Here is a 24,750-nt window from a genome sequence, read left to right on the forward strand (position 1 = left end):
CCGGCAATTTCCGCATAACCCTGTCGTCCATGCGGATGTCGATTGTTCCGGTGCGGCGACAAATCAATTCGCGTCTGCCGCATTTATCGCGACCGAACAGATACCTAGAGTAAACCCTGTCGCGCACCTCGTTGCGCATCGAACAGATCCCGCTCGATGGGACCGGAGCAGCGCTCGGACGCCCGCTCCGACATGGGATCCGAGTCAGCGCTGAAGCGCTGACTCATATCGACACAGGAGTTATGCCATGAACCGCCGCCATCTTCTCTCCGCCCTCGCGCTCACGCTCGCCGTGTCCGCACCGGCCTTCGCCGATTCGGGCACGCCGCACGCCGGCGACTACGGCAATACGTCGTGGTACGCGCAGCACAATGGCCCGCGTACGCGTGCCGAAGTGAGCGCGGAAGTCGTGCAAGCGCGCAAGGACGGCACGCTCGCGTACCTGCGCAAGGCGAATTCGTATCCGCAAGGGCTCGAACTCGCCCAGGGCCCGTATCGCTCGCTGCCGGAAAGCAACCAGCTCGCCGGCGGGGGCCGGTAAACGCGCGACGCCGCGCAACGGGTCGGCCCGTGCGCGGCGTCGCGGCATACCTTTCGACGACTCGCCGAGTCAGTGACTTGCAGGAGCACATGATGAACGACACCCTTCCTTCGCCGCTCGATCACTGGGACGACACCACGCCGGTCTGGACGCCGTTCCGTTCGGCCCCGCGATCGCATTGACCGCCGGCCGAGTCATCGTCCGGCCGTCAACGGCGCGGCACGCCGTCGCGCCATTCGCCCCAGTGCGTGACGATGTCCTGAACCAGCGGATTGCCCGCGCGGTACAGGTTTTCGGTCGCCGGGGCGAAACCACCCTGGTCCGCGTAGTTCAGCAGGTTGTCGGCGCTCGTCTGCCCCGCATACGGGCGGTCGAAATCGGACCCCGTGCGCAGCACCGCGACGCGTGACAGGTCGACCCGCTTCACGCTCGCCGCGCGCTTGAGCGCCTCATACGTCGCGTTGTCTTCCTGCGCGGTCATGCAGTAAGTGCCCTTGCCGTCGGTCAGGATCTTCGTCCATTGGCGCGCGCGCTCGCCGATCAGCGTGCCGGAGAACCACGTGTTACCCGATGACGTATCGCACTGGATCACCGTCGGCGGCCGGTTCGCCGGCGCATACGTGAACTTCGCGCGGGCAGCCTGCGCCTGCGCGCTGTCGGCGAGCACGACGTTGCGCGACAGCGCGTACGCGGCGTCGGTCAGCTGCGGGTTGAGCTGGAACACTTCGGTGCGATAGTCGAGCGGCGGCTTGTCGTTCGGGCTCTTCGTGTTGATGCCGAGGAAACCCGTGTTCCAGCCGGCGGGAATCTCGCGCGCGTCGAGCTCCCACTGCAGGCTGAAATCGACGAGGTATTTCGACCACGCGGCCGAACCGACCGTGCCCTGCGCGGGGTCGACGCCCGCGATGCCGGACACCAGGAAATACGTCCGGCGCAGATCGAAGCGCTGCGAGAACGTGAGCGCCATGATCGTCGCCGACGCGTTCGCATAACCCATGCCGGTCGTCACGACGCACACGTCCTGCTTGTTGCAGTGAACGGCCGGGTAGTCGGGCGACAGGCCCGGCACGGCGATGTCGCGCCACGGGCCGAGCCGGTCGAGCCACGCCTGGCCCTCCGGACCGAACATCGTGATGATCATGACCTTGACCGGGCGGCCCTGTGCACCGGTCTCGGCGAATGCATGGTTGCCCGCGTTGTTGCCCTGGTTGTCCTGCGCGATCGACGGCGCGGTCGCACAGGCCGCGAGCGAGAATGCGGCAGCGGAAAGGATGGAGCGAGTCAGCATCGGCGTTCCTTGTTTCGATGATGTTGGGTGAGAACGGCTCTCGGAGACTGCGCGAGGGAGTATAGAACGGGCGTACGCAATGCGGAACCCGACTACGAAACGGCGAACGGTGTTTCGTGCGCATGGACGCGTGTTGCGTGACGGAATGCGCGCGTTCGCCGCCGTATTGCAAACATCAGGAATGCTATCGGGTTGGTCGCCCGTGCGACGCCGGCCGCTGCCCGCCGCGCTACACGCGCATCAGCCCCGCAACACCGTAACCGAGCACGACGAGCGCGGCGACCACATGGCTCGCCGCGAGCCACCCGGGCGACTTCACGAAGCGGCCGATCGCGCTGCCGCCGAACGCGAACACGAGCTGCCCCAGAGGCTGCCCGCGAACACGCACGCGGCACCGGTCAGCCAGTGCCGAAGCGCGCCGGCGGCAGCCGTTGCATAGCCGTAGAACAGCAGGATCGTCAGCGGGTTCGCGAGCGTGACGACGAACATCGACATCAACGGGCGGTCACCCGGCGGCGGCGTATCGCCTTCGAGCGTGCGCCGACGGTCGCGCAGCGACTGCCACAGCATCCGCATGCCCATCGCGAGCAATACGCCCGCGCCCACGCTACGGAACAACGACAGATGCGCCGCGAGCGTGCTCGCGAGCATCACGCCGATCGTGAACGCGACGACTGCATGACAGCCGTCCGCCGCGGCAACGCCGATTGCCGCGCGCACGCCGGTCGCCGTGCCGGCGCGCATGCCGTAGTTCGCGATCATCCATGCAACGGGCCCGACCGACAGCGCGATCATCAGCCCGAACAGGAAGTCGTTCATCGATCGTCGATGCCTTCGAGGGAAGGCATCGATTCCGGCGACCGCATAAAGAACCCGCGCGGAAAATCCGCGTCAGGCGACGTCGACGCGCGCGGGCCCGTCCACCATCTCGCCGATCACGGCCGCGCGGTCGAAACCGTCGGCACGGAAGCACGCGAGCACGTCGTCGACCGCGTCGGGCGCGCACGCGACGAGCAGGCCGCCCGACGTCTGCGGATCGGTCAGCAGCGCCTGCGCGACCGGCGGCAGGCCGTCGGCAAGCCGCACGTCGGTGCCGTACGCGGCCCAGTTGCGGCCCGACGCACCGGTGAACACGCCGTCGGCCACGAACGCCTCGACGCCGGCGAGCCACGGCAGCGACGCATAGTGCACGCGCGCGGTCAGCTGCGCGCCGCGCGCCAGCTCGAGCGTATGGCCGAGCAGCCCGAAGCCCGTGACGTCGGTCAGCGCGTGCACGCCCGGCAGCGCGGCCAGCTCCGTGCCCGGCCGGTTCAGCTTGGTGGTCGTCGCGACCATCTGCGCGTAACCGTCGGCATCGAGCTGGTTCTTCTTCAGCGCGGCCGACAGCACGCCGACGCCGAGCGGCTTGCCGAGCACGAGCACGTCGCCGGCGCGCGCGGCCGCATTGCGCTTCACGCGCGACGGGTGCACGACGCCGATCGCCGCGAGCCCGTAGATCGGCTCGACCGAATCGATCGAATGGCCGCCCGCGACCGGAATGCCGGCGTCCGCGCACACCGATTCGCCGCCGCGCAGCACGGCCGCGATCGTTTCATGCGGCAGCACGTTGATCGGCATGCCGACCAGCGCGAGCGCGAGGATCGGCTTGCCGCCCATCGCATACACGTCGGACAGCGCGTTGGTCGCCGCGATGCGGCCGAAGTCGAACGGATCGTCGACGATCGGCATGAAGAAATCGGTGGTCGCGACGATCGCCTGCTCGTCGTTGAGCCGGTAGACGGCCGCGTCATCGGACGTCTCGGTGCCGACCAGCAGGTCCGGGAACAGCGCGGGCGGCGTCGCGCGCTTCAGCAGTTCGGACAGCACGCCCGGCGCGATCTTGCAGCCGCAGCCGCCCCCGTGCGACAGGCTCGTGAGGCGCGGAACGGCAGGCTGGGCTTGGGTGGCTTCGGTCATCGTCGGCATCCGGTGAATAACAACGTTCTATTATCGACAATTCCGCGCGAGCGCGCCGGATACCCACATAATTGACGGCGCCGTCCCCCGCCCGCCGCCGCCCGCACCTTCGTTCATGGATCACCTGTTCATCGGCCTCGTGCTGTGCTCCGCGCTGCTGCACGCCATCTGGAATGCGTTCCTCCACGTCAGCGAAGACCGGCTCGTGCAGCTCGGCACGATGTCGCTGCCGTATCTCGCGTTCGGCATCGCCGGCGCCGCGCTGCTGCCGGCGCCGGCGCCCGCCGCGTGGCCGTACATCGTCGCGTCGGCCACGCTCGAGGTCGCGTACTGCTTCACGCTCGCGCGCGCGTACCGCAGCGGCGAATTCGGCCAGATCTATCCGATCGCGCGCGGTATCTCGCCGCTGCTCGTGTCGGTGCTGGCGCTCGCGATGCTGCACGAGCGGCCGACGCCATTCGGCTTCGCGGGCATCGCGCTGGTGTCGTTCGGGATCATGTCGCTCGCGTTGCGGCGCGGCTTCCGGTTCTCCGGCGAAGGCGTGCCGTATGCGCTGCTCACGGGCGTGTTCATCGCCGCGTACTCGATCTGCGACGGAATCGGCTCGCGCCTGTCCGGCGGCGCGCTCGGCTACATCGCGTGGGTGTACCTGCTATGGAGCGTGCCGCAGCTCGTGCTCGTCGGCGTGCTGCGCGGCGGCCCGCGCGCGGTGCTCGCGTCGCGCACGGCGCTCACGCAGGGCGCGATCGCCGGCACGATCTCGCTCGCCGCATACGGGATCGTGATCCTCGCGTACCGGCACCTGCCGGTCGCGACCGTGTCCGCGCTGCGCGAAACGAGCTCGATCTTCGCGGTCGCGATCGGCTGGTTCGTGATGCGCGAGCGGCCCGGCGCGCAACGGCTCGCCGCGTGCGCGCTGGTGGTGGCCGGCGCGGCGCTGATCCGGCTGTAGGCGCGCCCGCGCCGGCCTCGCACCGACCACCGGCGCCGCCCCGCGACGATGCCGCTGCCGCGCCGTCAAGCCACCGCGACGGCCCTGCCGAACGCCCGCTCGTCGATCGCCTCGGCGAGCGTCGCGAACGCGGTCGCGATCTCGTCTTCCGGCACGCACGCATAACCGAGCAGCAACCCCGACGCGGCGCGCTCGCGATCCGCGTAGTAACCGGACAGCGGCCGCACAACGATATTGCGTTCGAGCGCGGCCTGCGCGACCGCGCGATCGTCGACCCCTTCCGGCAGTTGCGTGACCAGATGCAGCCCCGCGTCGCTGCCGAGTGCCTGCAGCGTATCGCCGTAGCGGCGCGCGACCGCCTCGAGCAGCACCTCGCGGCGCTGCCCGTACAGCGTGCGCATCTTGCGGATATGCGACACGAAGTGCCCTTCCGCGATGAATTCCGCGAGCACCGCCTGCTGCAGCAGTTGCCCTTCGCGGTACAGCTCGGCGCTCGCGGTCGCGAAACTTTCCGCGAGCGGTTCCGGCGCGACGAGATACCCGACCCGCAGCCCCGGGAACAGCGTCTTGCCGAAACTGCCGACGTAGATCACCTGCCCGGCCGTGTCGAGCCCCTGCAGCGACGCGAGCGGCCGGCTGCCGTAGCGGAATTCGCTGTCGTAGTCGTCCTCGATGATCCAGCAGCCGTGCTGGCGCGCGTATTCGAGCAGCATCCGCCGCCGCGCGAGGCTCATCACCATGCCGAGCGGATACTGGTGCGACGGCGTGACGAGCATCAGCTTCGGCGGCGCGGCGAGATCGGCGGCCGACGGCGCGATGCCTTCGTCGTCGACCGGAATCGGCCGCGTGGTCAGCCCCGACACGTTCAGCACGCTGCGCACGCCCCAGTAGCACGGGTCCTCGGTCCAGATCGCGTCGCCCGGATCGGTCAGCAACCGCACCGCGAGGTCGATCGACTGGTGGATGCCGGTCGTGATCACGATCTGCTCGGGCGTGCAGCGCACCGAGCGCGACGTGCGCAGGTAGTCGGCCAGCGCCTCGCGCAGCAGCGCGAGCCCGCCGCCCGGTGCGTACGTCAGCAGGTCGGGGCGCAGGCGCCGCCAGTACTTGTTGTGCAGCCGCGTCCACACGCGCGCCGGAAATCGCGACACATCGGGCACGCCCGGCATGAACGCGCCGCCCTGGCGCTTCGACACGCCGGCGCCTTCGACGAGCCGCGTGCCGCGCGCGGACAGCCGCCGCGCGGACGGCATCACGACGGCGGGCCCGGCCGCCGCGTCGGGCGGCACGCCGACGATCTCGTCCGGCGCGCTGTCGGCGACGAAGGTGCCTCGGCCGGTCGCCGAATTCACATAGCCTTCGAGCGCCAGCTGTTCGTAAACCTGCGTGACCGTGTTGCGGGCGATGCCGAGCTCGGCGGCCAGCAGCCGCGACGACGGTACGCGCGTGCCGGCCGGCAGTTCGCGCGACAGGATCGCCTGTTGCAGCAGCCGGTGAAGCTGCCGGTAGATCGGCTGTGCGCCGCCGCGCACGAGGCGCTGCGCCAGCCAGTCCGACAACACGCTCGCGCGCATGATTGGCTCCTGAATATTTATTGAAATGGCTCTGATTGCCAGAGCCAAATGTGATTATAGTCGCCTCCATGGGCTGCCAAGGCGCCCGAATTTCTACTCACCGGAAAGAACATCAAGGAGATGACCGTGAAGAATGCCGATCTGCAGGCCCGCAAGAACGCCGCCACCCCGCGCGGCGTCGGCGTGATGTGCGATTTCTACGCAGCCCGCGCCGAGAACGCGGAACTGTGGGATGTCGAAGGCCGTCGCTTCATCGATTTCGCCGCCGGCATCGCGGTGCTGAACACGGGCCACCGCCACCCGAAGATCGTCAAGGCGATCTCGGATCAACTGAACAGCTTCACGCACACCGCTTACCAGATCGTCCCGTACGCGTCGTACGTCGAGCTGGCCGAGAAGATCAACGACCGCGCGCCGGGCGACTTCCCGAAGAAGACCGCATTCTTCACGACCGGCGCCGAAGCCGTCGAGAACGCGATCAAGATCGCGCGGGCCGCGACCGGCCGCCCGGGCGTCATCGCGTTCTCGGGCGGCTTCCACGGCCGCACGATGATGGGCATGGCGCTGACCGGCAAGGTCGCCCCGTACAAGCTGAACTTCGGCCCGTTCCCGGGCGACGTGTTCCACGCGCCGTACCCGAACGCGCTGCACGGCGTGACGACCGCCGACTCGATCAAGGCGATCGAGATGCTGTTCAAGGCCGACATCGATCCGAAGCGCGTCGCCGCGATCATCTTCGAACCGGTCCAGGGCGAAGGCGGCTTCAACCCGGCGCCGGCCGAATTCGTGCGCGCGCTGCGCAAGATCTGTAACGAACACGGCATCCTGCTGATCGCCGACGAAGTCCAGACGGGCTTCGCACGCACCGGCAAGCTGTTCGCGATGCAGCACTACGACGTGCTGGCCGACCTGATCACGATGGCGAAGAGCCTCGCGGGCGGCATGCCGCTGTCGGGCGTCGTCGGCCGTGCGGACGTGATGGACGCGGCAGCGCCCGGCGGCCTCGGCGGCACGTACGCGGGCAACCCGCTGGCCGTCGCCTCGGCGCACGCGGTGCTCGAGATCATCGACGAGGAAAAGCTGTGCGAACGCGCGACGCAGCTCGGCGACGTGCTGAAGGCGAAGCTGACGTCGCTGCAGGCCGACGTGCCGCAGATCGCCGACGTGCGCGGCCCGGGCGCGATGATCGCGGTCGAGTTCCTGAAGCCGGGCTCGGGCGAGCCGGATGCCGAATTCACGAAGCGCGTGCAGACGCGCGCGCTCGAGCGCGGCCTGCTGCTGCTCGTGTGCGGCGTGTACTCGAACGTCGTACGTTTCCTGTTCCCGCTGACGATCACGCAGCCCGTGTTCGACGAAGCGCTCGCGATCCTCGAGGAAGTGCTGAAGGAAACGGTCGGCGTGCCGGCCTGAGTGCCCGCCCACTTCAACTGAATGGGCCGCCGCCGTCGTGAAGACGGCGGCGGCCGTTTTCATCCGTCCTTATCCGTCCTTTTCAAAGCAGGCGATTCATATGAGCACCGTTCAGGAAACCCTGGCACTGAAAGATCCGTCGCTGTTCCGCCAGCAGGCGTACGTCAACGGCGAATGGCAAGGCGCAACGAACGGCGAGACGTTCGATGTCCGCAACCCGGCGACGGGCGGCCTGCTCGGCACCGTGCCGGCGATGGGCACGGCCGAGACGCGTCACGCGATCGACGCCGCGAACGCCGCATGGCCGGCGTGGCGCAAGAAGACCGCGAAGGAACGCGCGGTCATCCTGCGCAAGTGGCACGACCTGATGATGGAAAACGCCGACGACCTCGCGCTGATCCTCACGACCGAGCAGGGCAAGTCGCTGGCCGAGGCGAAGGGCGAGATCGGCTACGCGGCGTCGTTCCTCGAGTGGTTCGCGGAAGAGGGCAAGCGCGTGTACGGCGACACGATCCCGACGCCGGCGAGCGACAAGCGCATCGTCGTGACGAAGGAAGCGATCGGCGTGTGCGCGGCGATCACGCCGTGGAACTTCCCGGCGGCGATGATCACGCGCAAGGTCGGCCCGGCGCTCGCGGCCGGCTGCCCGATCGTCGTGAAGCCGGCCGAGGCCACGCCGTTCTCCGCACTCGCGATGGCCGTGCTGGCCGAACGCGCGGGCGTGCCGGCCGGCGTGTTCAGCGTCGTCACGGGCGACCCGAAGGCGATCGGCGGCGAAATGACGTCGAACCCGATCGTGCGCAAGCTGTCGTTCACGGGCTCGACGCCGGTCGGCCGCCTGCTGATGTCGCAATGCGCGGCGACGGTCAAGAAGGTGTCGCTGGAGCTGGGCGGCAACGCGCCGTTCATCGTGTTCGACGACGCCGACCTCGATGCGGCCGTGCAGGGCGCGATCGCATCGAAGTACCGCAACAGCGGCCAGACCTGCGTGTGCACGAACCGCTTCTACGTGCATGAAGCCGTGTACGACTCGTTCGCGCAGAAGCTCGCGGCCGCCGTCGGCCAGCTGAAGGTCGGCCGCGGCACCGAGCCGGGCGTCACGCAGGGCCCGCTGATCAACGAGGCGGCCGTGCTGAAGGTCGAGGCGCACATCGAGGACGCGCTCGCGAAGGGTGCGACCGTCGTGACGGGCGGCAAGCGCCACGCGCTCGGCCACGGCTTCTTCGAGCCGACCGTGCTGACGGGCGTCACGCCGGCGATGAAGGTCGCGAAGGAAGAGACGTTCGGGCCGCTCGCGCCGCTGTTCAAGTTCAGCAGCGACGAGGAAGTGATCGGCCTCGCGAACGATACCGAGTTCGGCCTGGCCGCCTACTTCTACAGCCGCGACATCGGCCGCGTGTGGAAGGTGGCGGAAGCGCTCGAATACGGGATGGTCGGCGTGAACACGGGCCTGATCTCGAACGAAGTCGCGCCGTTCGGCGGCGTCAAGCAGTCGGGCCTCGGCCGCGAAGGCTCGCACTACGGCATCGACGACTACGTCGTGATCAAGTACCTCTGCCTCGCCGTCTGACGGCTCGGGGCCTGCCGCTTCGGCGACAGGCCCTGACCGCCCGGCCGGAACCGGGCGGTCCGACGCGGGCCGGCGCCCCTCTCCGCCGCGCCCGCGTCACCTTCCCTCCCGCGATCAACGAAACACGTTCACCGCTTCCACGAGCCGCGCCGCCTGCTGCTTCAGGCTCTCCGACGCCGCCGCACTCTGCTCGACGAGCGCCGCGTTCTGCTGCGTGATGTTGTCCAGATGCACGACCGCCTGGTCGACCTGCGCGACGCCCGTGCTCTGCTCGGCCGTCGACGAGCTGATCTCCGCGATCAGGTCCGACACGCGCTTCACCTGCGTGACGATGTCCTCCATCGTCTTGCCCGCGCCGTCGACGATCCGCGCGCCCGATTCCACGCGATCGACGCTCGCGCCGATCAGCGCCTTGATCTCCTTCGCCGCGTTCGCGCTGCGCTGCGCGAGTGCGCGCACCTCGCCCGCCACCACCGCGAAACCGCGTCCCTGGTCGCCCGCGCGCGCGGCCTCGACCGCGGCGTTCAGCGCGAGGATATTGGTCTGGAACGCGATGCCGTCGATCACGCCGATGATGTCGGCGATCTTGCGCGAACTGGCGGTGATGTCGTTCATCGTCGTCACGACCTCGCTCACCGCCTGCCCGCCGCGCTCGGCCGCATCGCTCGCCGACACCGACAACTGGTTCGCCTGCAGCGCCGTTTCCGCATTGCTCGACACCGTCGCCGTCATCTCGGCCATCGACGCGGCCGTCTGCTGCACGCTCGTCGAGGCCTGTTCGGTACGTGCGCTCAGGTCGTTGTTGCCCTGCGCGATCTCGTTGCTTGCGCGCTGCACGTTGTGCACCTGCTCGCTGACGTCGTCGACCAGCCAGCGGAACATCAGCCCGAGCTGATTGATCGTGCGCAGCGTCATGCCGATCTCGTCGACGCGGTTCATCCGCACGCTGCTGCGGCTCTCGCCGGTCGCGACGCGCAGCGCCTCGTCGCGCAATTGCCGAAGCGGCTGCACGATCTGCGCATCGAGCCACCAGCCGGCAACCGCCGTCACGCCCACCGCCGCGCCGGCAAACGCCGCCAGCGCGCCGCCGGTCAGCCCGCAGGCCCAGCCGGCGCCGACGACGGCCGGCGCCAGCACGCCCAGCGCCGCATGCACGCGCGCGCGCACCGACATCGTCTGGAACAGCGAAACAACGCGCATCACACCCGTGCGGACGATCAACCCCTTGTGGAAGCGGCGATTGCCGGCCTTGCCTTCGCGGAAATCGCGATACAACGCTTCGGCGGCCGCGATCTCGTCGCGCGTCGCCTTCGTGCGCACCGACATATAGCCTTTCGGCTGGCCGTTGCGCATCACCGGAATCGCGTTCGCGCGCACCCAGTAGTGATCGCCGTTCTTGCGGCGATTCTTCACGAGCGCCGTCCACGGCTCGCCGCCCTTGAGCGTCGCCCACATGTCGGCGAACGCCTCCTTCGGCATGTCCGGATGGCGCACGACGTTGTGCGGCTGACGTTCGATTTCGTCGGGAGAAAATCCGCTGACCTGGATGAATGCCGCGTTGGCGTACGTGATGTAGCTGTCGGCATCGGTCGTCGACATCAGCGTCGCGTCATCGGGGAAATCGAATTCGCGTTGCGTGACGGGCTGGTTGTTGCGCATGGTGAGGAGCTCCGGATGGCGGATCTTGCGCCCGCTTGTGGATTGATTCGAGACCCGCGCGCATTGCTGTCGATTCGCATGCGCGTGAGCCGTGCTCCTGCGCTTTCGGCAAATTCCACGAAAACATTACGGTGTATTCGGGAAAATATTCATTAAATTTGCATCATCTTGTTTTTGCCGAATCGTTTGTTTATGGATGAAACAAAAGCCTTGCCGGACAACGGTTTAACTGGTATTCGTCTGATTATTGATTTCGATTCGGCCAATTCCATTTAATGCGCCGCCGGAAAAATCGGAATACGAATATTTCTCGTTTATCGAATTTCGATTGAAGCAAAAAAAGCCATGCGCAGGGTGCGCGACATTCGGAAATCTTCGATCGAATCCGCCCGTCGCGCACGCTTGCGGCCATCAGCGGAACACGTTCACCGCATCCACCAGCCGGGTCGCCTGCTGCTTCAGGCTCTCCGATGCCGCCGTGCTCTGCTCGACGAGCGCCGCGTTCTGCTGCGTGATGTTGTCCAGATGCACGACCGCCTGGTCGACCTGCGCGACGCCCGTGCTCTGCTCGGCCGTCGACGAGCTGATCTCCGCGATCAGGTCCGACACGCGCTTCACCTGCGTGACGATGTCCTCCATCGTCTTGCCCGCGCCGTCGACGATCCGCGCGCCCGATTCCACGCGCTCGACGCTCGCGCCGATCAGCGTCTTGATCTCCTTCGCCGCGTTCGCGCTGCGCTGCGCGAGCGCGCGCACCTCGCCCGCGACCACCGCGAAACCGCGCCCCTGTTCACCGGCCCGCGCGGCCTCGACCGCCGCGTTCAGCGCGAGGATGTTGGTCTGGAATGCAATGCCGTCGATCACGCCGATGATGTCGGCGATCTTGCGCGAGCTGTCGGTGATCTCGCTCATCGTCGTCACGACCTCGCTCACCGCCTGCCCGCCGCGCTCGGCCGCGTCGCTCGCCGACACCGACAGCTGGTTCGCCTGCAGGGCCGTCTCCGCATTGCTCGACACGGTCGCCGTCATCTCGGCCATCGATGCGGCCGTCTGCTGCACGCTCGACGCAGCCTGCTCGGTGCGCGCGCTCAGGTCGTTGTTGCCCTGCGCGATCTCGTTGCTCGCGCGCTGCACGTTGTGCACCTGCTCGCTGACGTCGTCGACGAGCCAGCGAAACATCAGCCCGAGCTGATTGATCGTGCGCAGCGTCATGCCGATCTCGTCGACGCGGTTCATCCGCACGCCGCGCCGGCTTTCACCGGTCGCGACGTTCAGCGCCTGCTCGTGCAACCGCTTCACCGGTTGCACGATCTGCGCCTCGAGCCACCAGCCGGCCGCGGCCGCCACGCCGGCCGTCACCGCGGCGAACGCCGCGAGCGCGCCGCCGGTCAGCCCGCAGGCCCAGCCCGTGCCGACGACGACCGGCGCCAGCACGCCCAGCGCCGCATGCACGCGCGCGCGCACCGACATCGTCTGCGGCAGCGACGCGATGCGCAGCAGCCCGGTACGGATCACGAGCCCCTTGTGGAAGCGGCGCTGGCCGGCCTTGCCTTCGCGAAACGCGCGATACAGCGCGTCGGCGGCCACGGTCTCGTCGCTCGGCGCCTTCGTGCGCACCGACATGTAGCCCTGCGGCTGGCCGTTGCGCATCACCGGAATCGCGTTCGCGCGCACCCAGTAGTGATCGCCGTTCTTGCGGCGGTTCTTCACGAGCGCGGTCCACGGCTCGCCGCGCTTGAGCGTCGCCCACATGTCGGCGAACGCCTCGCGCGGCATGTCCGGGTGGCGCACGGCATTGTGCGGCTGGCCGACGAGTTCCTCGTTCGAATAGCCGCTCACCTGCGCGAATGTCGTGTTCGCGTACGTGATGTAGCTGTCGGCATCGGTCGTCGACATCAGCGTGACGTCGTCGGGAAAATCGAATTCCTGTTGGGTAACGGGCTGGTTGTTGCGCATGCAAGGCTCCGAAAGGCGGATTGGTTGTCCGCGCCGCGCTGAAATCACGCTCAGTAGCCGAAAAACGGTTGATCGCTTTACGACGTTCTCGTCCTTGCTGTCGGCAATTCGGCAGAAAACCTTAATCCTGTCGCGCATAAAATATGCAATCCAGCCATTACCATGATTTCGATCAAATATTCCGGCGATAATCGCCGCGCACGCGTGTCCGCCGGTCACAACGCACCGCCCGGCGTGCCAATGCGGGCATCCATTGCGCACGGCGAAACGATATGGCCTATCCTGCTCCATTCCACCGGAATTCGAATTCGATGAAAAAGGCATTGCATGAACTGAATCGGCTGTCCTGGAATACGGCGACGGTCGCCCATAACAGCCATAAAGGCGATCAGGCCGCGTTTTTCCGCGATGGCGGCACGACGCTGTTTCCAGAAGAACGAGAGCTGCTCGGCGATCTCGCCGGCCTGCGGCTCCTGCACCTGCAATGCAACGCGGGACAGGACACATTGAGCCTCGTGCGCGAAGGCGCGGATGCCACCGGCGTCGACATCGCCGACGAGGCGATCGGCTTCGCGCGGCAGCTGTCGGCCGATGCGGGGCTGCCCGCGCGGTTCGAGCGCGCCGACGTGCTCGACTGGATGCCCGAAGCGGCCGCGCGCGGCGAGCGCTTCGACCGCGTGTTCACGTCGTACGGCGCGATCTGCTGGCTGTCGGACCTCACCGTCTGGGCGCGCGGAATCGCCGCGCTGCTCGCGCCGGGCGGCCGCTTCGCGATGGTCGAGTTCCATCCGTTCGCGCTGGTTTTCGATGAACACTGGCAGCCGCACTACGACTACTTCCAGCGCGACGCGACCGAGGAGCCGGCAGGCGTCGGCGACTACGTCGCGGTGTCCGGCACCGGGCTCGGCGCGCGGCACGATCATCCGGGCATCGTCGATTTCGCGAATCCGCACCCGAGCTACGAGTTCATGTGGGGCATCGGCGACGTGGTGAACGCGCTCGTGTCGGCCGGGCTCGCGATCGACCGCCTGAACGAATATCCGTATGCGAACGGCTGGAAGGGCTTCGACGGCATGCGCGAGCGGGCTGGCCGCCGGATGGTGCCGCCCGACGGCATGCCGCGCCTGCCGCTGATGTACGCGATCGCCGCGCACCGGGTGGCCGCATGACGCGCCGCACCGCCGCCGAACGCGACGCGCTGTCCGCCCGCCTCCTTGCACGCGACGACGTGCCGCTCGTGTGGACCATCGACCGGCGCGAGATCATCGAGCACCTGTACGTGCTGCGCGACGGCACGCTGCACCTCGTGCCCGAGTTCCACGACGTCGCCGGCTGGCCCGACGGCGAAGCCGACCACTACACGCCGATCCTGCTCGACTGCCACGATCGCGGCGGCTGGTTCCTCGGCAGGTTCGACGGTGCACGGCTCGTCGCGGCGGTGATCGTCGACAGCCGGCCGCTCGGCCCGCAACGCGACATGCTGCAACTGAAGTTCCTGCACGTGAGCCACGACTGGCGCGGTTGCGGGCTCGGCGAGCAGCTCTACCGCACGGCGCAGGGGCAGGCACGCGCGATGGGCGCGCGCCGCCTGTATGTGTCCGCCACGCCGTCGCGGAACACGATCGACTTCTACCTGCGGCTCGGCTTCACGATCAGCCCGTCGCCCGACCCCGAGCTTTACGCGCTCGAGCCCGAGGACCTGCATCTGGAAGGACCGGCGGCCTGACGATCCGACGCGCGATGGCACAGGGAATTTCCCCCCCCCCCCTGCCGAAGCGACCAACAGCCGCCATTAACCGCCATGGAGCGCGACATTGAGGCACGACCCGCCACCGCCAGCCGCCCCGAAGATCCTCGTCAGCCTGTGCGTGATCGGCCATCCGGTCCGCTACAACGGCTCGGCGAAGACCGCCGCGCACGAAGCGCTCGCGCGGTGGCAGCGTGAGGGGCGTCTCGTGCCGGTCTGCCCGGAACTCGCGGGCGGCCTCGGCGTGCCGCGCCCGCCCGCCGAAATCGCCGAAGGCGGATCGGGGCAGCAGGTTCTATCGGGTACCGCACGCATCGTCGACGTGAACGGCGCCGACGTGACGGCGCCCTTCGTATCCGGCGCGCGCACCGCGCTGGCGCTCGCGCAGGCGCACGACTGCCGTTTCGCGATCCTCGCCGACGGCAGTCCGTCGTGCGGTAGCACGTTCATTTACGACGGGCATTTCGCGCACCGGCGGCATGCGGGCGCCGGCGTCACGGCGGCGTTGCTGCGCGCGCACGGCATCGAGGTGTTCGCGGACACCGAGATCGACGCGCTCGACGCGCGCATCAAACAGCTCCGCGGTTAACGACGATGGGCGGCACGAGCCTCCTCGTGCCGCCCATCGTTGCGAAGCGGAGCGACAGTGACGCGGCGCATGGCCGGCCGCGTCACCGCGTCATACCGATCAGACGCGTTCGATCGCGATCGCGATGCCCTGGCCGACGCCGATGCACATCGTGCACAGCGCGAAGCGGCCGTTCGTGCGATGCAGCTGGTACATCGCGGTCGTCACGAGACGCGCGCCCGACGCGCCGAGCGGGTGGCCGAGCGCGATCGCGCCGCCGTTCGGGTTCACGCGGGGATCGTCGTCGGCGACGCCCAGCATGCGCAGCACCGCGAGGCCCTGCGACGCGAAGGCTTCGTTCAGCTCGATCACGTCGAACTGGTCGATCGTCATCCCGAGCCGCGCGAGCAGCTTCTGCGTGGCCGGCGCCGGGCCGATGCCCATCACGCGCGGCGCCACCCCGGCCGTCGCGATACCCAGCACGCGTGCCCGCGGCGTCAGGCCGAAGCGCTTCGCGGTTTCCTCGTTCGCGAGCAGCAGCGCGGCGGCGCCGTCGTTGACGCCCGACGCGTTGCCGGCCGTCACCGAACCGTCCGGGCGCACGACGCCCTTCAGCTTCGCGAGCGTGTCGAGCGACGTTTCACGCGGATGCTCGTCGCGCGACACGACCACCGGATCGCCCTTCTTCTGCGGGATCGTGACCGACACGATCTCCTCGGCCAGCGTGCCGTCCTGCTGCGCACGCGCGGCCTTCTGCTGGCTGCGCAGCGCGAACAGGTCCTGATCCGCGCGGCTGACGTGGTAGTCGACCGCGACGTTCTCGGCGGTTTCCGGCATCGAGTCGACGCCGTACAGCTGTTTCATCAGCGGATTGACGAAACGCCAGCCGATCGTCGTGTCGAAGATGTCGGCCTGGCGCGCGAACGCGCTGGCGGCCTTGCCCATCACGAACGGCGCGCGCGTCATGCTCTCGACGCCGCCCGCGACCATCAGCGCGGCTTCGCCGGACTTGATCGCGCGCGCGGCCACGCCGACCGCATCCATCCCGGAACCGCACAGGCGGTTGATCGTCGAACCCGGCACGCCCTGCGGCAGGCCCGCGAGCAGCGCGGACATGCGTGCGACGTTGCGGTTGTCCTCGCCGGCCTGGTTCGCGCAGCCGTAGATCACGTCGTCGATCGCCGTCCAGTCGACGTCGCGGTTGCGCTCGACGAGCGCCTTGAGCGGCACCGCGCCCAGATCGTCGGCGCGCACGCCGGACAGTGCACCGCCGTAACGCCCGATCGGCGTACGGATCGCATCACACAGAAAAGCTTCGGTCATCAGTGTCTCCGGTCCCATGAAGGCTGGGAAATGAACAGGGCGCGCCCCTTGCATTGCCCGCCGGGATGCGCTTAAATGTTCTATATACGAACATAAGATCGTGTATCGAACGTTCAACGCATCATAGGGAGTGCGGGGACGACCTGTCAAGCGCGCGGCCTGCCGCGCGGTTGGCGTGTCAGGCCCCATGCGCTATCTTCTCGGCTGCACGATATTCCAGGCGCTCATGACAACCGAAGACACCCAGACGAAACCCGGCGACTCCTATGTGCAGTCGTTCGCGCGCGGCCTCGCGGTCATCCGCGCGTTCGACGCGGCCCGGCCCGAGCAGACGCTCACCGAAGTTGCGTCGGCCACCGGGCTCACGCGTGCAGGCGCGCGCCGGATCCTGCTCACGCTGCAGACGCTCGGCTATGTCGAGGCCGACGGCCGGCTGTTCCGGCTCACGCCGAAAATCCTCGAGCTCGGCTTCGCGTACCTCACGTCGATGCCGTTCTGGAATCTCGCCGATCCGGTGATGGAGCAATTGTCCGCGCAGATCCACGAAAGCTGCTCGGCCGCGGTGCTCGACCGCACCGAGATCGTCTACGTGCTGCGCGTGCCGACGCACAAGATCATGACGATCAACCTGTCGATCGGCAGCCGGCTGCCCGCGTACTGCACGTCGATGGGCCGCGTGCTGCTGTCCGCGCTCGACGACGCGGCGCTCGACGAAACGCTCGCGCAGAGCAGCATCCGCGCGCATACGCCGCGCACGATCACGGATCTCGGCGAACTGAAGGCAACGATCGCGCAGGTGCGCCAGCAGGGCTGGGCCGTGGTCGACCAGGAACTCGAAGTGGGCCTGATGTCGCTGTCCGCGCCGATCCGCAACCGGCGCGGGCAGATCATCGCGGCGATGAACATCAGCGGCAACGCGCAGCGGCACACCGCGAAACAGATGGTGAAGGAGTTTCTCGGGCCGCTGCAGCAGGCCGCGCAGACGGTATCGGAACTGGTCGCGCGGCGCGGCTGAGCGGCCGGCCGCGCGTCAGCCGTTGCCGGCGAACGCCTTTCCCGTCGGCTTCATGCGGATTCCCGGCGTCAGCCGGGTCCACGGCAACTCGGCCGGATCGGCCGTCATCGGGCCAGGCGCCGTGGCGACCAGCACCGCCTCGGCGATATCCTGGAAATCGGCGCGGAAGTGCACCGAGCTCTTGTTGACGAGGATCTTCATCGATTCCGGCTCGACCCCGCCCACGCGATAGAGATTGCGGTCGAGCATCTGCGCCTTGCCGCTGCTCACCACGATCAGCACGCCGTCGATCCGCAGGCACGCGACCGGGCCGACATCCGCGCGCATGCCGTTCATCATCGGGCCGTCATACCGGCATACCCCGTCGGACAGGTGCACGACCTCGAAACGCGCGTGGTGCGGCGCGTCGCCGGGCACGCCAGAGACACCGCCGAGCGCCACGTCGATGAACGCGCCGACACCGGCGCGATGGGCCGCGGCCGCGGCCGCCGGGTCCCAGATCAAGCCGATCGCGGCATCTTTCGCGCCGTTGCGCAGCAACGCCCGCAGCATGCCCGTCGTGTTCGAGTCGCCGCCCGCGCCGGGATTGTCCTGCGTATCGGCGATGACGACCGGCTTGCCGGCCCCCTCGGACAGCCGCATGGCCTCGCGCACGGCATCGTCGGGCGACAGGAACGGCACCTGCCACGCGGCTTCGTCCGCCAGCATCTTGTCGTGGAGCGCCTGCACGGCCGCCTCGGCCGACGCGGCGTCGTCGCCGTAGCCCCAGATGACCGGGCCGCATTCGGGGAAATCGGCCGCCGGAAAGCCCGGCGCGAACGACAGCGACGCCACGGCCCCGGTCTCCAGCGCCGCGAGCCGCGCATACATGCCGCGCGCAGGTTCGAGCAGCGTGCACATGCCGTTGATCGGAATCAGGAACGGCAGCCGGCGCGCGGCGCGATGCAGCGGGCGGCGGCCCGCCCGCGCGTCGAACAGGCGCTCGAGCAGCGCGGCCGCGCGCGCGCCGGTCTCGGCCATGTCGACGTGCGGATAGGTACGAAAGGCGACCAGCGCATCGGCCTCGCGCAGCATCCGCGCGGTGACGTTGGCATGCAGGTCGAGCGACGCGACCACCGGCACGTCCGGGCCGACCGCCGCACGCACGCGCTCGAGCAACGTGCCTTCGCCGTCGTCGGTATGCTCGGCGACCATCGCGCCGTGCAGGTCGAGGTACACCGCGTCGTAGCCTCCGCGGCGAACCGCCGCGACGATTTCTCCGGCAATGCGCTCGAACGCGTCCTCGGTCACGTGGGCCGACGGGCTCGCGCCCGCCCAGATGACCGGCAGCAAGGTCCAGCCACGCCGTTCGGCCGCGGCGATGAAGCCGCCGGCGGGAATATTGACGTCGCGCAGCGCGAGCACGTCCTCGCCGCGCACCATGGCCGGGAAGCCTTCGCCCCGCTCAAAGTTGGCGTATGCGGCTTTCGATGGTGCAAACGTATTGGTTTCATGCTGGAAACCGGCGATCAGGATGCGCGTGTTCAAAAATGTGTCTCCGGAAAAGGCCGTCAAGGCGCCGGCACCCCGCCGTCAGGGCCGGCGGGCGACGGCGCGCTGGATATTGGAATGCCCGCGGGCCCGTGACGTCAGGCTGTCGCCAGCGCGTCGCGGGATGCGGGAAGCCGGTTCGCCACGAGTACCGCGGCACCGGCGACGAGCAGTGCGACCATGACCAGCAGCCCCGCGGCCATGCTGCCGGTCGCCGAGTGGATCGCACCGATGATGGTCGGGCTCAGGAAGCCGCCGATCAGGCCGATCGTGTTGATCAACGCGATGCCGCCCGCCGCGGCGTCGCCCTTCAGGTATTGCGACGGAATCGCCCAGAACACCGTGTACGCGGCCCAGATCATCGACGTGGCGATCGTCATGCCGACCAGCGAGACGGCAAGATTGCCGTTGGCCGTCGTCGCCACGGCCAGTGCGATCGCGCCGATCAGGGCCGGCACCGCGCTGTGGAAACGGCGCTCGCCGCGACGGTCCGACCGGCGGCCGATGACGACCATCGCGATCGCGGCGCACACGTACGGAATCATCGAGTACAGCCCGATCTGCATCGTGTCGGTCACGCCGTCGGCCTTGATGATCGACGGCAGCCAGAAACTCACCGCGTAGATCCCGCAGATGATCGTGAAGTACGCAAACGCCAGCAGGTACACGCGCGGATCGCGCACCACCTGCCCGAACGAGTGATGGCCCGCATCGGTGGTGTGCAGCTCGGCGGCGAGCAGCCGCTTCTCGTCGTCGGTCAGCCATTTCGCATCGGCCGGCCGGTCGGACAGCACCTTGAGCGCGAGCACGCCGAACAGCACGCACGGCAGGCCTTCGACGACGAACATCCACTGCCAGCCGGCCAGGCCGTGGGCACCGGACAGCCCGGTCATCAGCCACGCCGACAGCGGCGAGCCGAACGCGCCGCCGATCGGGCCGGCGAGCATGACGACCGCCATCACGCCGGCCATCCGGCGCTGGCCATACCAGTACGTCAGGTAAAAGATCATTCCCGGCGCGAAGCCGGCCTCGAACACGCCGAGCAGGAAGCGCATCGCATAGAACGTGGTCTCGTCGTGGACGAACATCATGCCGGCCGAGGTCAGGCCCCACAGCACCATGATCCGGCTGATGGTCTTGCGCGCGCCGATCCGCGGCAGCAGCAGGTTGCTCGGGATCTCGAACAGGACGTAGCCGAGAAAGAAGATGCCCGCGCCCAGCCCGTACACCGCATCGGAGATACCCAGGTCGCTCTGCATCGCGAGCTTCGCGAACCCGATATTCACGCGATCGAGATACGCGAAGGTGTAGCAGAGCAGCAGGAACGGCAGCAGGCGCCAGTTCAGCTTGCGGTAGAGGGCCTGATGCGCCGGGCTGCCGGGCGCGACCGGGTCTTGAGGGGATGGAATGGCGGACATGCGCTCTCCTTTAGGGCCTATTGCTTCGAATCCCGCAACGATGTTCAACGCTGTTCGAATCGTCGAGGAGACGAAAAAGCGGCGCAATAGCAACCTAAGCGAGTTATCGTTGCTCAATGAGCAACACTTCGAAGGCACACGGACCGACACCATGCGCGAACTGAACCAGCGCCGCCTGCGCTATTTCCACGAAGTCCTGACGCACGGCTCCATCCGCGGCGCGGCCGACAGCATCAACACGTCGCCGTCCGTCATCACGCGGCAGATCCGCCTGCTCGAGGAAGAAATCGGCGCCCCGCTGTTCGAGCGCCAGCCGCGCGGCGTGCAGCCGACCGAGGCCGCCGCACACCTGCTCGAATACTGGCGCGGCTGCCGTTCCCAGCAGGAACTCTTCGAAGACCGCCTGCAGGCGCTTCGCGGGCTGCAGCACGGCCAGATCCGCATCGTGGCCAGCGAAGGCTATATCGACTGCCTGATGGACGAGGTACTCACCGATTTCTGCGCGCGCTACCCGAAGCTCGACGTCACCGTCGATCTCCTGCCGGTCAGCACGTTGCTGCAGGAAGTCGCCGAAAGCCGCGCGCATATCGGCCTGGCCTACAACCCGCCGGCGCATCCGGACATCGAGTACGTCGCCACCGCGTCGCAGCCGGTGGTGGCGCTCGTCCATCCCGGGCACCCGCTCGCCGTACGCGGCCGCCCCGTCGCGGTACGCGAACTCACCGGGTATCCGCTCGCGCTGATGCCGCCCGCGTTCGGTCTCGGACAGGCCGTGCAGATGCTTGCCTACGCGGAGAACATCCACCTCCACCCGACGCTCACCACCAACTCGCTTGCCGTGCTGCGCCACTTCGTGAAGCGCAACGACGGCGTCACGCTGCTCGCCGCCTTCGCGGCGTATCAGGAACTGGCGGCAGGCGAGCTCGTCGCCGTGCCCGTCGCGCATCCGTTGCTCGAGGCGGCCAACGCGCGGCTGCTGGTCAAGGCGGGACGGACGCTCGGCGTCGCGGCCGATACGTTGCTGCGCGGCATCCTGCAGGAGATGAAGATGTTCTCGAACGCGGGCACGCGCAGCGGCAAGACAACCGCGCGCGGCCGGGCGGGCAAACGTGCCGCCGCGCATCGCGGCGAGCCGTGACCGGCCGCACCGGCCGCGCCCGCCCTCGCGTCGCGGCCGGCCCGGCGCAGGCCGCGATCGAACCGCCGCGCGTCCGGCGCCGCGCTCACGCGCCGAGCAGCATCCCCGTGCGCACCGGCACCGTGCCCGTCACGCGGCCGAGCGGCGCGCCGGCCGTCACGAAGCGGATCGCGCGCCGCATGTAGAACACGCCGTCGGTCGCGCTCGAAATCGTCGTGATCGCATCGGTCAGCGGATCGACGATGTCGAACAGCGGCTCGCCCGCGCGGATCGTCGCACCGATCGCCGCACGATGCACGAGGATCCCGCTGACCGGCGCGTAGAACTGCTCGCTGCCCGCGAGCGGCGTGGCGGGCGCGGCCAGCGGCGGCAACGGCGTGCGTTCGCCGTGCACCGCGCCGCGCCAGACGAGATAGTCGACGAGCGCGTCGGCATCGCGTTGCGCGTATTCGTACGTCACGTCGCGCTGGCCGCGGCACTCGACCGTCACGGCCACCGTGCCGGCCGCCATCGGCCTGCCTTCCGGCAGATGCTGGCGCAACCGCGCCCACAGCAGGTGATGCGCATCGTCGAACGCCTGTCCGCCCGAATCCTCGGCGAGCAGCGACGCCTCCGCCCCGAGATAACGCGCCAGCGGCTCGATCTCCGGCCATGCAGTGTCGCTCGTGTACACGTGCATCACCGCTTCGAGCGAACAATGCAGGTCGATCACGACCTCGGCGTCGTGCGACAGCTTCAGCAGCGCAAGCTGCAACGCGTCGAATTCGGTACGCGGTTCGACGGCGTCGAGCGCCGCGCCGACGCATTCGCGCACGATCGCGCGATTGCGCACGCCGTCGTCGCCGAGGCGGTCGCGCGCTTGCGCGGCGATCTCCGCGAGCGGCATGAAGCCGCGATTGAAGTTGCGGCCGCTCGCCAGGTCGAACCGGCCGATGAACTGCCCGAGCAGATGATGATTGAGGCCGACCGGGTTCGACACCGGCACGAGCACGATCTCGGCCGCGAGCCGGCCGTCGGCATCGAGCCGCGCGAGGCGCTGCTTCAGCACGAACGCCGCGAGCATCGCGGGCGTCTCGTCCGCGTGCAGCGCGGCCTGCAGGTAGATCTTGCGGCCGGTGTCGGCCGGCCCGAAATGAAAGCTCGTCAGCGTGCGCTGCGTGCCGATCGACGGCGACAGGAGCGGCGTGGTGCGAATCTGCATCGATGGTCTCGAACGGATGAAAACGGGGGCATCGGAGGGATCGTGGCAACGGGCCTGCGCGGCGCTCAGTCGCCGTACGGGTTGAAATCGAAGTACTGCTTCGCGATCCGGTCGTAGGTGCCGTCCTTCAGCATCGACGCGATCGCACCGTCGATCGACGCCTTCAGCGCCGTATCGGCTTGCCGCATGCCGATGCCGACGCCGCGATCGCCCATGTCGAGCGGCGCGCCGACGAACGCGAAGCCCTTGCCGCGCGGCTGGCGCAGGAACCCGTAGTCGGCCTCCACCGTGCCGAGCAGCGCCGCGTCGAGACGGCCGTTCACGAGATCGGCGAACACGTCGTCCTGGCTCTTGTACGGCACCACGCTCACGCCGGCCGTCGCCCAGTGCGCGAGCGCCCACGATTCGAACTGGGTGCCCGACTGCACGCCGACGCGCTTGCCCGCCAGCGACGCGGCCGTGCTGCCGAGCCCGAGGCCCGGCCGCGCGACGAGCCGCGACTTGAAGCGGAACAGCTTCGACGAGAACAGGATCTGCTTCTCGCGCTTCGCCGTGATCGCCATCGACGACAGGATCGCGTCGATCTTGCGCGCCTGCAGCGCCGGGATCATCCCGGAGAATTCGAGTTCGACCCACTGGCAGCGCAACTGCGCGCGGCGGCAGATCTCGTTGCCGAGATCGACGTCGAAGCCCTTCAGGCTGCCGTCGGGCGCCTTCGCATCCATCGGCGGATAGGTCGGATCGATGCCGAGCCGCACGACGTGCGCGTCGAGCGCGGACGCGGACGTGGCGGCCAGGCCGACGCACAGGGAAACGAGCGGGACGAGGAAACGTTTCATGGTCGACGGAGGGCAGGAAGAGAAACAAGCGGCATCAGCCGGACTGCCTGCGATCGTAGGCGGCACGGGCCGCCGCCGGAACCATCGCCTGCCTTATCATGATCGGTATTTCCGATCACCGGCCTCGCGCGCATCCATGGCGTTCACGCTGTCCCAGCTCCGCATCTTCCAGGCCGTCGTCGAGCACGGCAGCCTGCGCGCCGCCGCACGCGCGCTCGATCTCGCGCAAAGCGGCGTCACGCAACAGCTGCAGAGCCTCGAGGCCACGCTCGGCGCGACGCTGTTCACGCGCACCAATCGCGGCATCGTGCCGACGGCCGTCGGCCAGCGCCTGCTCGCGCGCTCCGGCGCGATCCTCGGTGAATGCGAACAGGTCGAACGGGAAATCCGCCAGTTGAGCGGCGCGTACGAAGGCACCGTCACGCTCGGGCTCGCGACCGAGCCGCTGATCGACGCGTTCGCGCCGGTGCTGAGCGCGTTTCGCGCGCGCTTCGACAAGGTCGACGTGCACCTGCGCACCGGCACGTCGCGGATGATGGTCGGCTGGTTGCGGGAAAGCGCGGTCGATTTCGCGATCGCGCTGGTCGCGAAGCAGACCGACACGACCGATCTCGCGGTGACGCCGCTGCGTGCGTCGGCGCCGGTGGTCGTCTGCCGCCGCGGGCATCCGGCGATGCACGCGCAATCGCTCGCCGAGCTGGCCGGCTACCCGTGGGTGTCCACGCGCTCGCCGAACCTGAGCGCCGACCCGGTCGTGAACCGCCTGCTCGCGTACTTCGACGCGCACGGCCAGCCGCCGCCGAAGGTGCTCGCCACCGTCGAAGGGATGTTCGAGACGCTGCAGATCGTCACGCAGACCGACTCCCTCGCGCTCGAAACCGAAGCGATCACGCGGCACGGGCCGTTCGCCGGCGCGCTCGCGAAAGTGCCCGTGCGCGAGCAGGCCGAAGCGCAGGACATCTGCCTGCTGCAGCGCGCGGCCGTGCCGCTGACGCCGGCCGCGCAGGAACTCGCGGCGATGCTCGCGTCGTACCTGAGGATGGTGCGCGGGCGGTAAGCGCGCGG

General features: G+C 68.5%; 20 protein-coding genes and 1 pseudogene. 10 read left to right on the forward strand and 11 right to left on the reverse strand.

All coding sequences use genetic code 11. The features are described from left to right. The first annotated feature begins 247 nt into the window (after positions 1-247). Positions 248-541 carry a DUF4148 domain-containing protein gene (locus tag WJ12_RS32810; RefSeq protein WP_034187785.1) on the forward strand — a complete coding sequence of 98 codons (294 nt, stop codon included), beginning with the start codon at positions 248-250 and terminating at the stop codon, positions 539-541. Between the two features lie 208 nt (positions 542-749). Here WJ12_RS32810 and WJ12_RS32815 read toward each other — a convergent pair whose 3' ends face one another. The 3 genes and pseudogenes from WJ12_RS32815 to selD all read right to left on the reverse strand — a co-directional run bounded on the left by WJ12_RS32815 (position 750) and on the right by selD (position 3,785). After that, a complete protein-coding gene (locus WJ12_RS32815; RefSeq protein WP_034187784.1) occupies positions 750-1,829 on the reverse strand; it encodes a purine-nucleoside phosphorylase in 1,080 nt (359 codons plus the stop codon). 229 nt (positions 1,830-2,058) lie between these two features. Beyond that, positions 2,059-2,648: pseudogene (locus tag WJ12_RS32820) on the reverse strand (LysE family translocator). A gap of 72 nt (positions 2,649-2,720) precedes the next feature. Then, positions 2,721-3,785 carry a selenide, water dikinase SelD gene (gene selD, locus WJ12_RS32825; protein ID WP_063851213.1) on the reverse strand — a complete coding sequence of 355 codons (1,065 nt, stop codon included), beginning with the start codon at positions 3,783-3,785 and terminating at the stop codon, positions 2,721-2,723. A gap of 115 nt (positions 3,786-3,900) precedes the next feature. On the opposite strand from selD, the gene WJ12_RS32830 reads away from it, so the two are divergent. Next, entirely contained in the window at positions 3,901-4,737 is an 837-nt protein-coding gene (locus tag WJ12_RS32830; RefSeq protein ID WP_069246015.1) for a DMT family transporter, read from the forward strand. 65 nt (positions 4,738-4,802) lie between these two features. On the opposite strand, the gene pdxR is transcribed toward WJ12_RS32830, so the two are convergent. Beyond that, the gene (pdxR, locus tag WJ12_RS32835; RefSeq protein ID WP_034187780.1) at positions 4,803-6,311 is read right to left on the reverse strand and encodes a MocR-like pyridoxine biosynthesis transcription factor PdxR; all 1,509 of its coding nucleotides are present in this window, start codon (positions 6,309-6,311) and stop codon (positions 4,803-4,805) included. A gap of 120 nt (positions 6,312-6,431) precedes the next feature. On the opposite strand from pdxR, the gene WJ12_RS32840 reads away from it, so the two are divergent. Continuing rightward, positions 6,432-7,721: a 4-aminobutyrate--2-oxoglutarate transaminase gene (locus tag WJ12_RS32840; RefSeq protein ID WP_049028866.1), complete on the forward strand. Its 1,290-nt coding sequence runs from the start codon at positions 6,432-6,434 to the stop codon at positions 7,719-7,721. Positions 7,722-7,821: 100 nt separating this feature from the next. Further along, entirely contained in the window at positions 7,822-9,291 is a 1,470-nt protein-coding gene (gene gabD, locus WJ12_RS32845; RefSeq protein WP_034187779.1) for an NADP-dependent succinate-semialdehyde dehydrogenase, read from the forward strand. Positions 9,292-9,405: 114 nt separating this feature from the next. On the opposite strand, the gene WJ12_RS32850 is transcribed toward gabD, so the two are convergent. Both WJ12_RS32850 and WJ12_RS32855 read right to left on the reverse strand, forming a co-directional pair. After that, a complete protein-coding gene (locus WJ12_RS32850) occupies positions 9,406-10,950 on the reverse strand; it encodes a methyl-accepting chemotaxis protein (RefSeq protein ID WP_069246016.1) in 1,545 nt (514 codons plus the stop codon). 411 nt (positions 10,951-11,361) lie between these two features. Continuing rightward, entirely contained in the window at positions 11,362-12,906 is a 1,545-nt protein-coding gene (locus WJ12_RS32855; protein WP_059558974.1) for a methyl-accepting chemotaxis protein, read from the reverse strand. A gap of 311 nt (positions 12,907-13,217) precedes the next feature. Here WJ12_RS32855 and WJ12_RS32860 point away from each other — a divergent pair, with 311 nt between their 5' ends. The 3 genes from WJ12_RS32860 (at position 13,218) to WJ12_RS32870 (ending at position 15,242) form a co-directional block, all read left to right on the forward strand. Further along, positions 13,218-14,075: a class I SAM-dependent methyltransferase gene (locus WJ12_RS32860; protein WP_059558976.1), complete on the forward strand. Its 858-nt coding sequence runs from the start codon at positions 13,218-13,220 to the stop codon at positions 14,073-14,075. Further along, complete coding sequence (locus WJ12_RS32865) at positions 14,072-14,632, forward strand: GNAT family N-acetyltransferase (RefSeq protein WP_059558978.1); 561 nt, start codon at positions 14,072-14,074, stop codon at positions 14,630-14,632. Before WJ12_RS32860 ends, WJ12_RS32865 begins: the two co-directional genes overlap by 4 nt. An 88-nt stretch (positions 14,633-14,720) precedes the next feature. Next, positions 14,721-15,242, forward strand: a complete 522-nt coding sequence (locus WJ12_RS32870) for a 2-thiouracil desulfurase family protein (protein ID WP_059558980.1) — start codon at positions 14,721-14,723, stop codon at positions 15,240-15,242. Positions 15,243-15,341: 99 nt separating this feature from the next. Here the strand turns inward: WJ12_RS32870 and pcaF are convergent, their stop codons facing one another. Beyond that, complete coding sequence (gene pcaF / locus WJ12_RS32875) at positions 15,342-16,544, reverse strand: 3-oxoadipyl-CoA thiolase (RefSeq protein WP_034187773.1); 1,203 nt, start codon at positions 16,542-16,544, stop codon at positions 15,342-15,344. A 226-nt stretch (positions 16,545-16,770) separates the two neighbouring features. On the opposite strand from pcaF, the gene WJ12_RS32880 reads away from it, so the two are divergent. Further along, entirely contained in the window at positions 16,771-17,559 is a 789-nt protein-coding gene (locus WJ12_RS32880) for an IclR family transcriptional regulator (protein WP_049028801.1), read from the forward strand. A gap of 15 nt (positions 17,560-17,574) precedes the next feature. Here WJ12_RS32880 and WJ12_RS32885 read toward each other — a convergent pair whose 3' ends face one another. Next, positions 17,575-19,086, reverse strand: coding sequence for a M81 family metallopeptidase (locus tag WJ12_RS32885; protein WP_059558983.1), 1,512 nt, complete (start codon positions 19,084-19,086; stop codon positions 17,575-17,577). A 101-nt stretch (positions 19,087-19,187) separates the two neighbouring features. Next, a complete protein-coding gene (locus tag WJ12_RS32890) occupies positions 19,188-20,507 on the reverse strand; it encodes an MFS transporter (protein WP_059558985.1) in 1,320 nt (439 codons plus the stop codon). Between the two features lie 151 nt (positions 20,508-20,658). Here WJ12_RS32890 and WJ12_RS32895 point away from each other — a divergent pair, with 151 nt between their 5' ends. After that, positions 20,659-21,645 carry a LysR family transcriptional regulator gene (locus WJ12_RS32895; RefSeq protein ID WP_059558987.1) on the forward strand — a complete coding sequence of 329 codons (987 nt, stop codon included), beginning with the start codon at positions 20,659-20,661 and terminating at the stop codon, positions 21,643-21,645. Between the two features lie 85 nt (positions 21,646-21,730). Here the strand turns inward: WJ12_RS32895 and WJ12_RS32900 are convergent, their stop codons facing one another. Together WJ12_RS32900 and WJ12_RS32905 are read right to left on the reverse strand one after the other, a co-directional pair. Next, positions 21,731-22,846, reverse strand: coding sequence for a succinylglutamate desuccinylase/aspartoacylase family protein (locus WJ12_RS32900; protein ID WP_059558989.1), 1,116 nt, complete (start codon positions 22,844-22,846; stop codon positions 21,731-21,733). Between the two features lie 65 nt (positions 22,847-22,911). Then, positions 22,912-23,685: a transporter substrate-binding domain-containing protein gene (locus tag WJ12_RS32905; protein ID WP_069246017.1), complete on the reverse strand. Its 774-nt coding sequence runs from the start codon at positions 23,683-23,685 to the stop codon at positions 22,912-22,914. A 136-nt stretch (positions 23,686-23,821) separates the two neighbouring features. Between WJ12_RS32905 and WJ12_RS32910 the strand changes: the two genes are divergently transcribed. Continuing rightward, positions 23,822-24,742, forward strand: a complete 921-nt coding sequence (locus tag WJ12_RS32910; protein ID WP_034187767.1) for a LysR family transcriptional regulator — start codon at positions 23,822-23,824, stop codon at positions 24,740-24,742. Positions 24,743-24,750: the final 8 nt, after the last annotated feature.

The sequence above is a fragment of the Burkholderia seminalis genome (assembly GCF_001718535.1).
Taxonomy (GTDB): domain Bacteria; phylum Pseudomonadota; class Gammaproteobacteria; order Burkholderiales; family Burkholderiaceae; genus Burkholderia; species Burkholderia seminalis.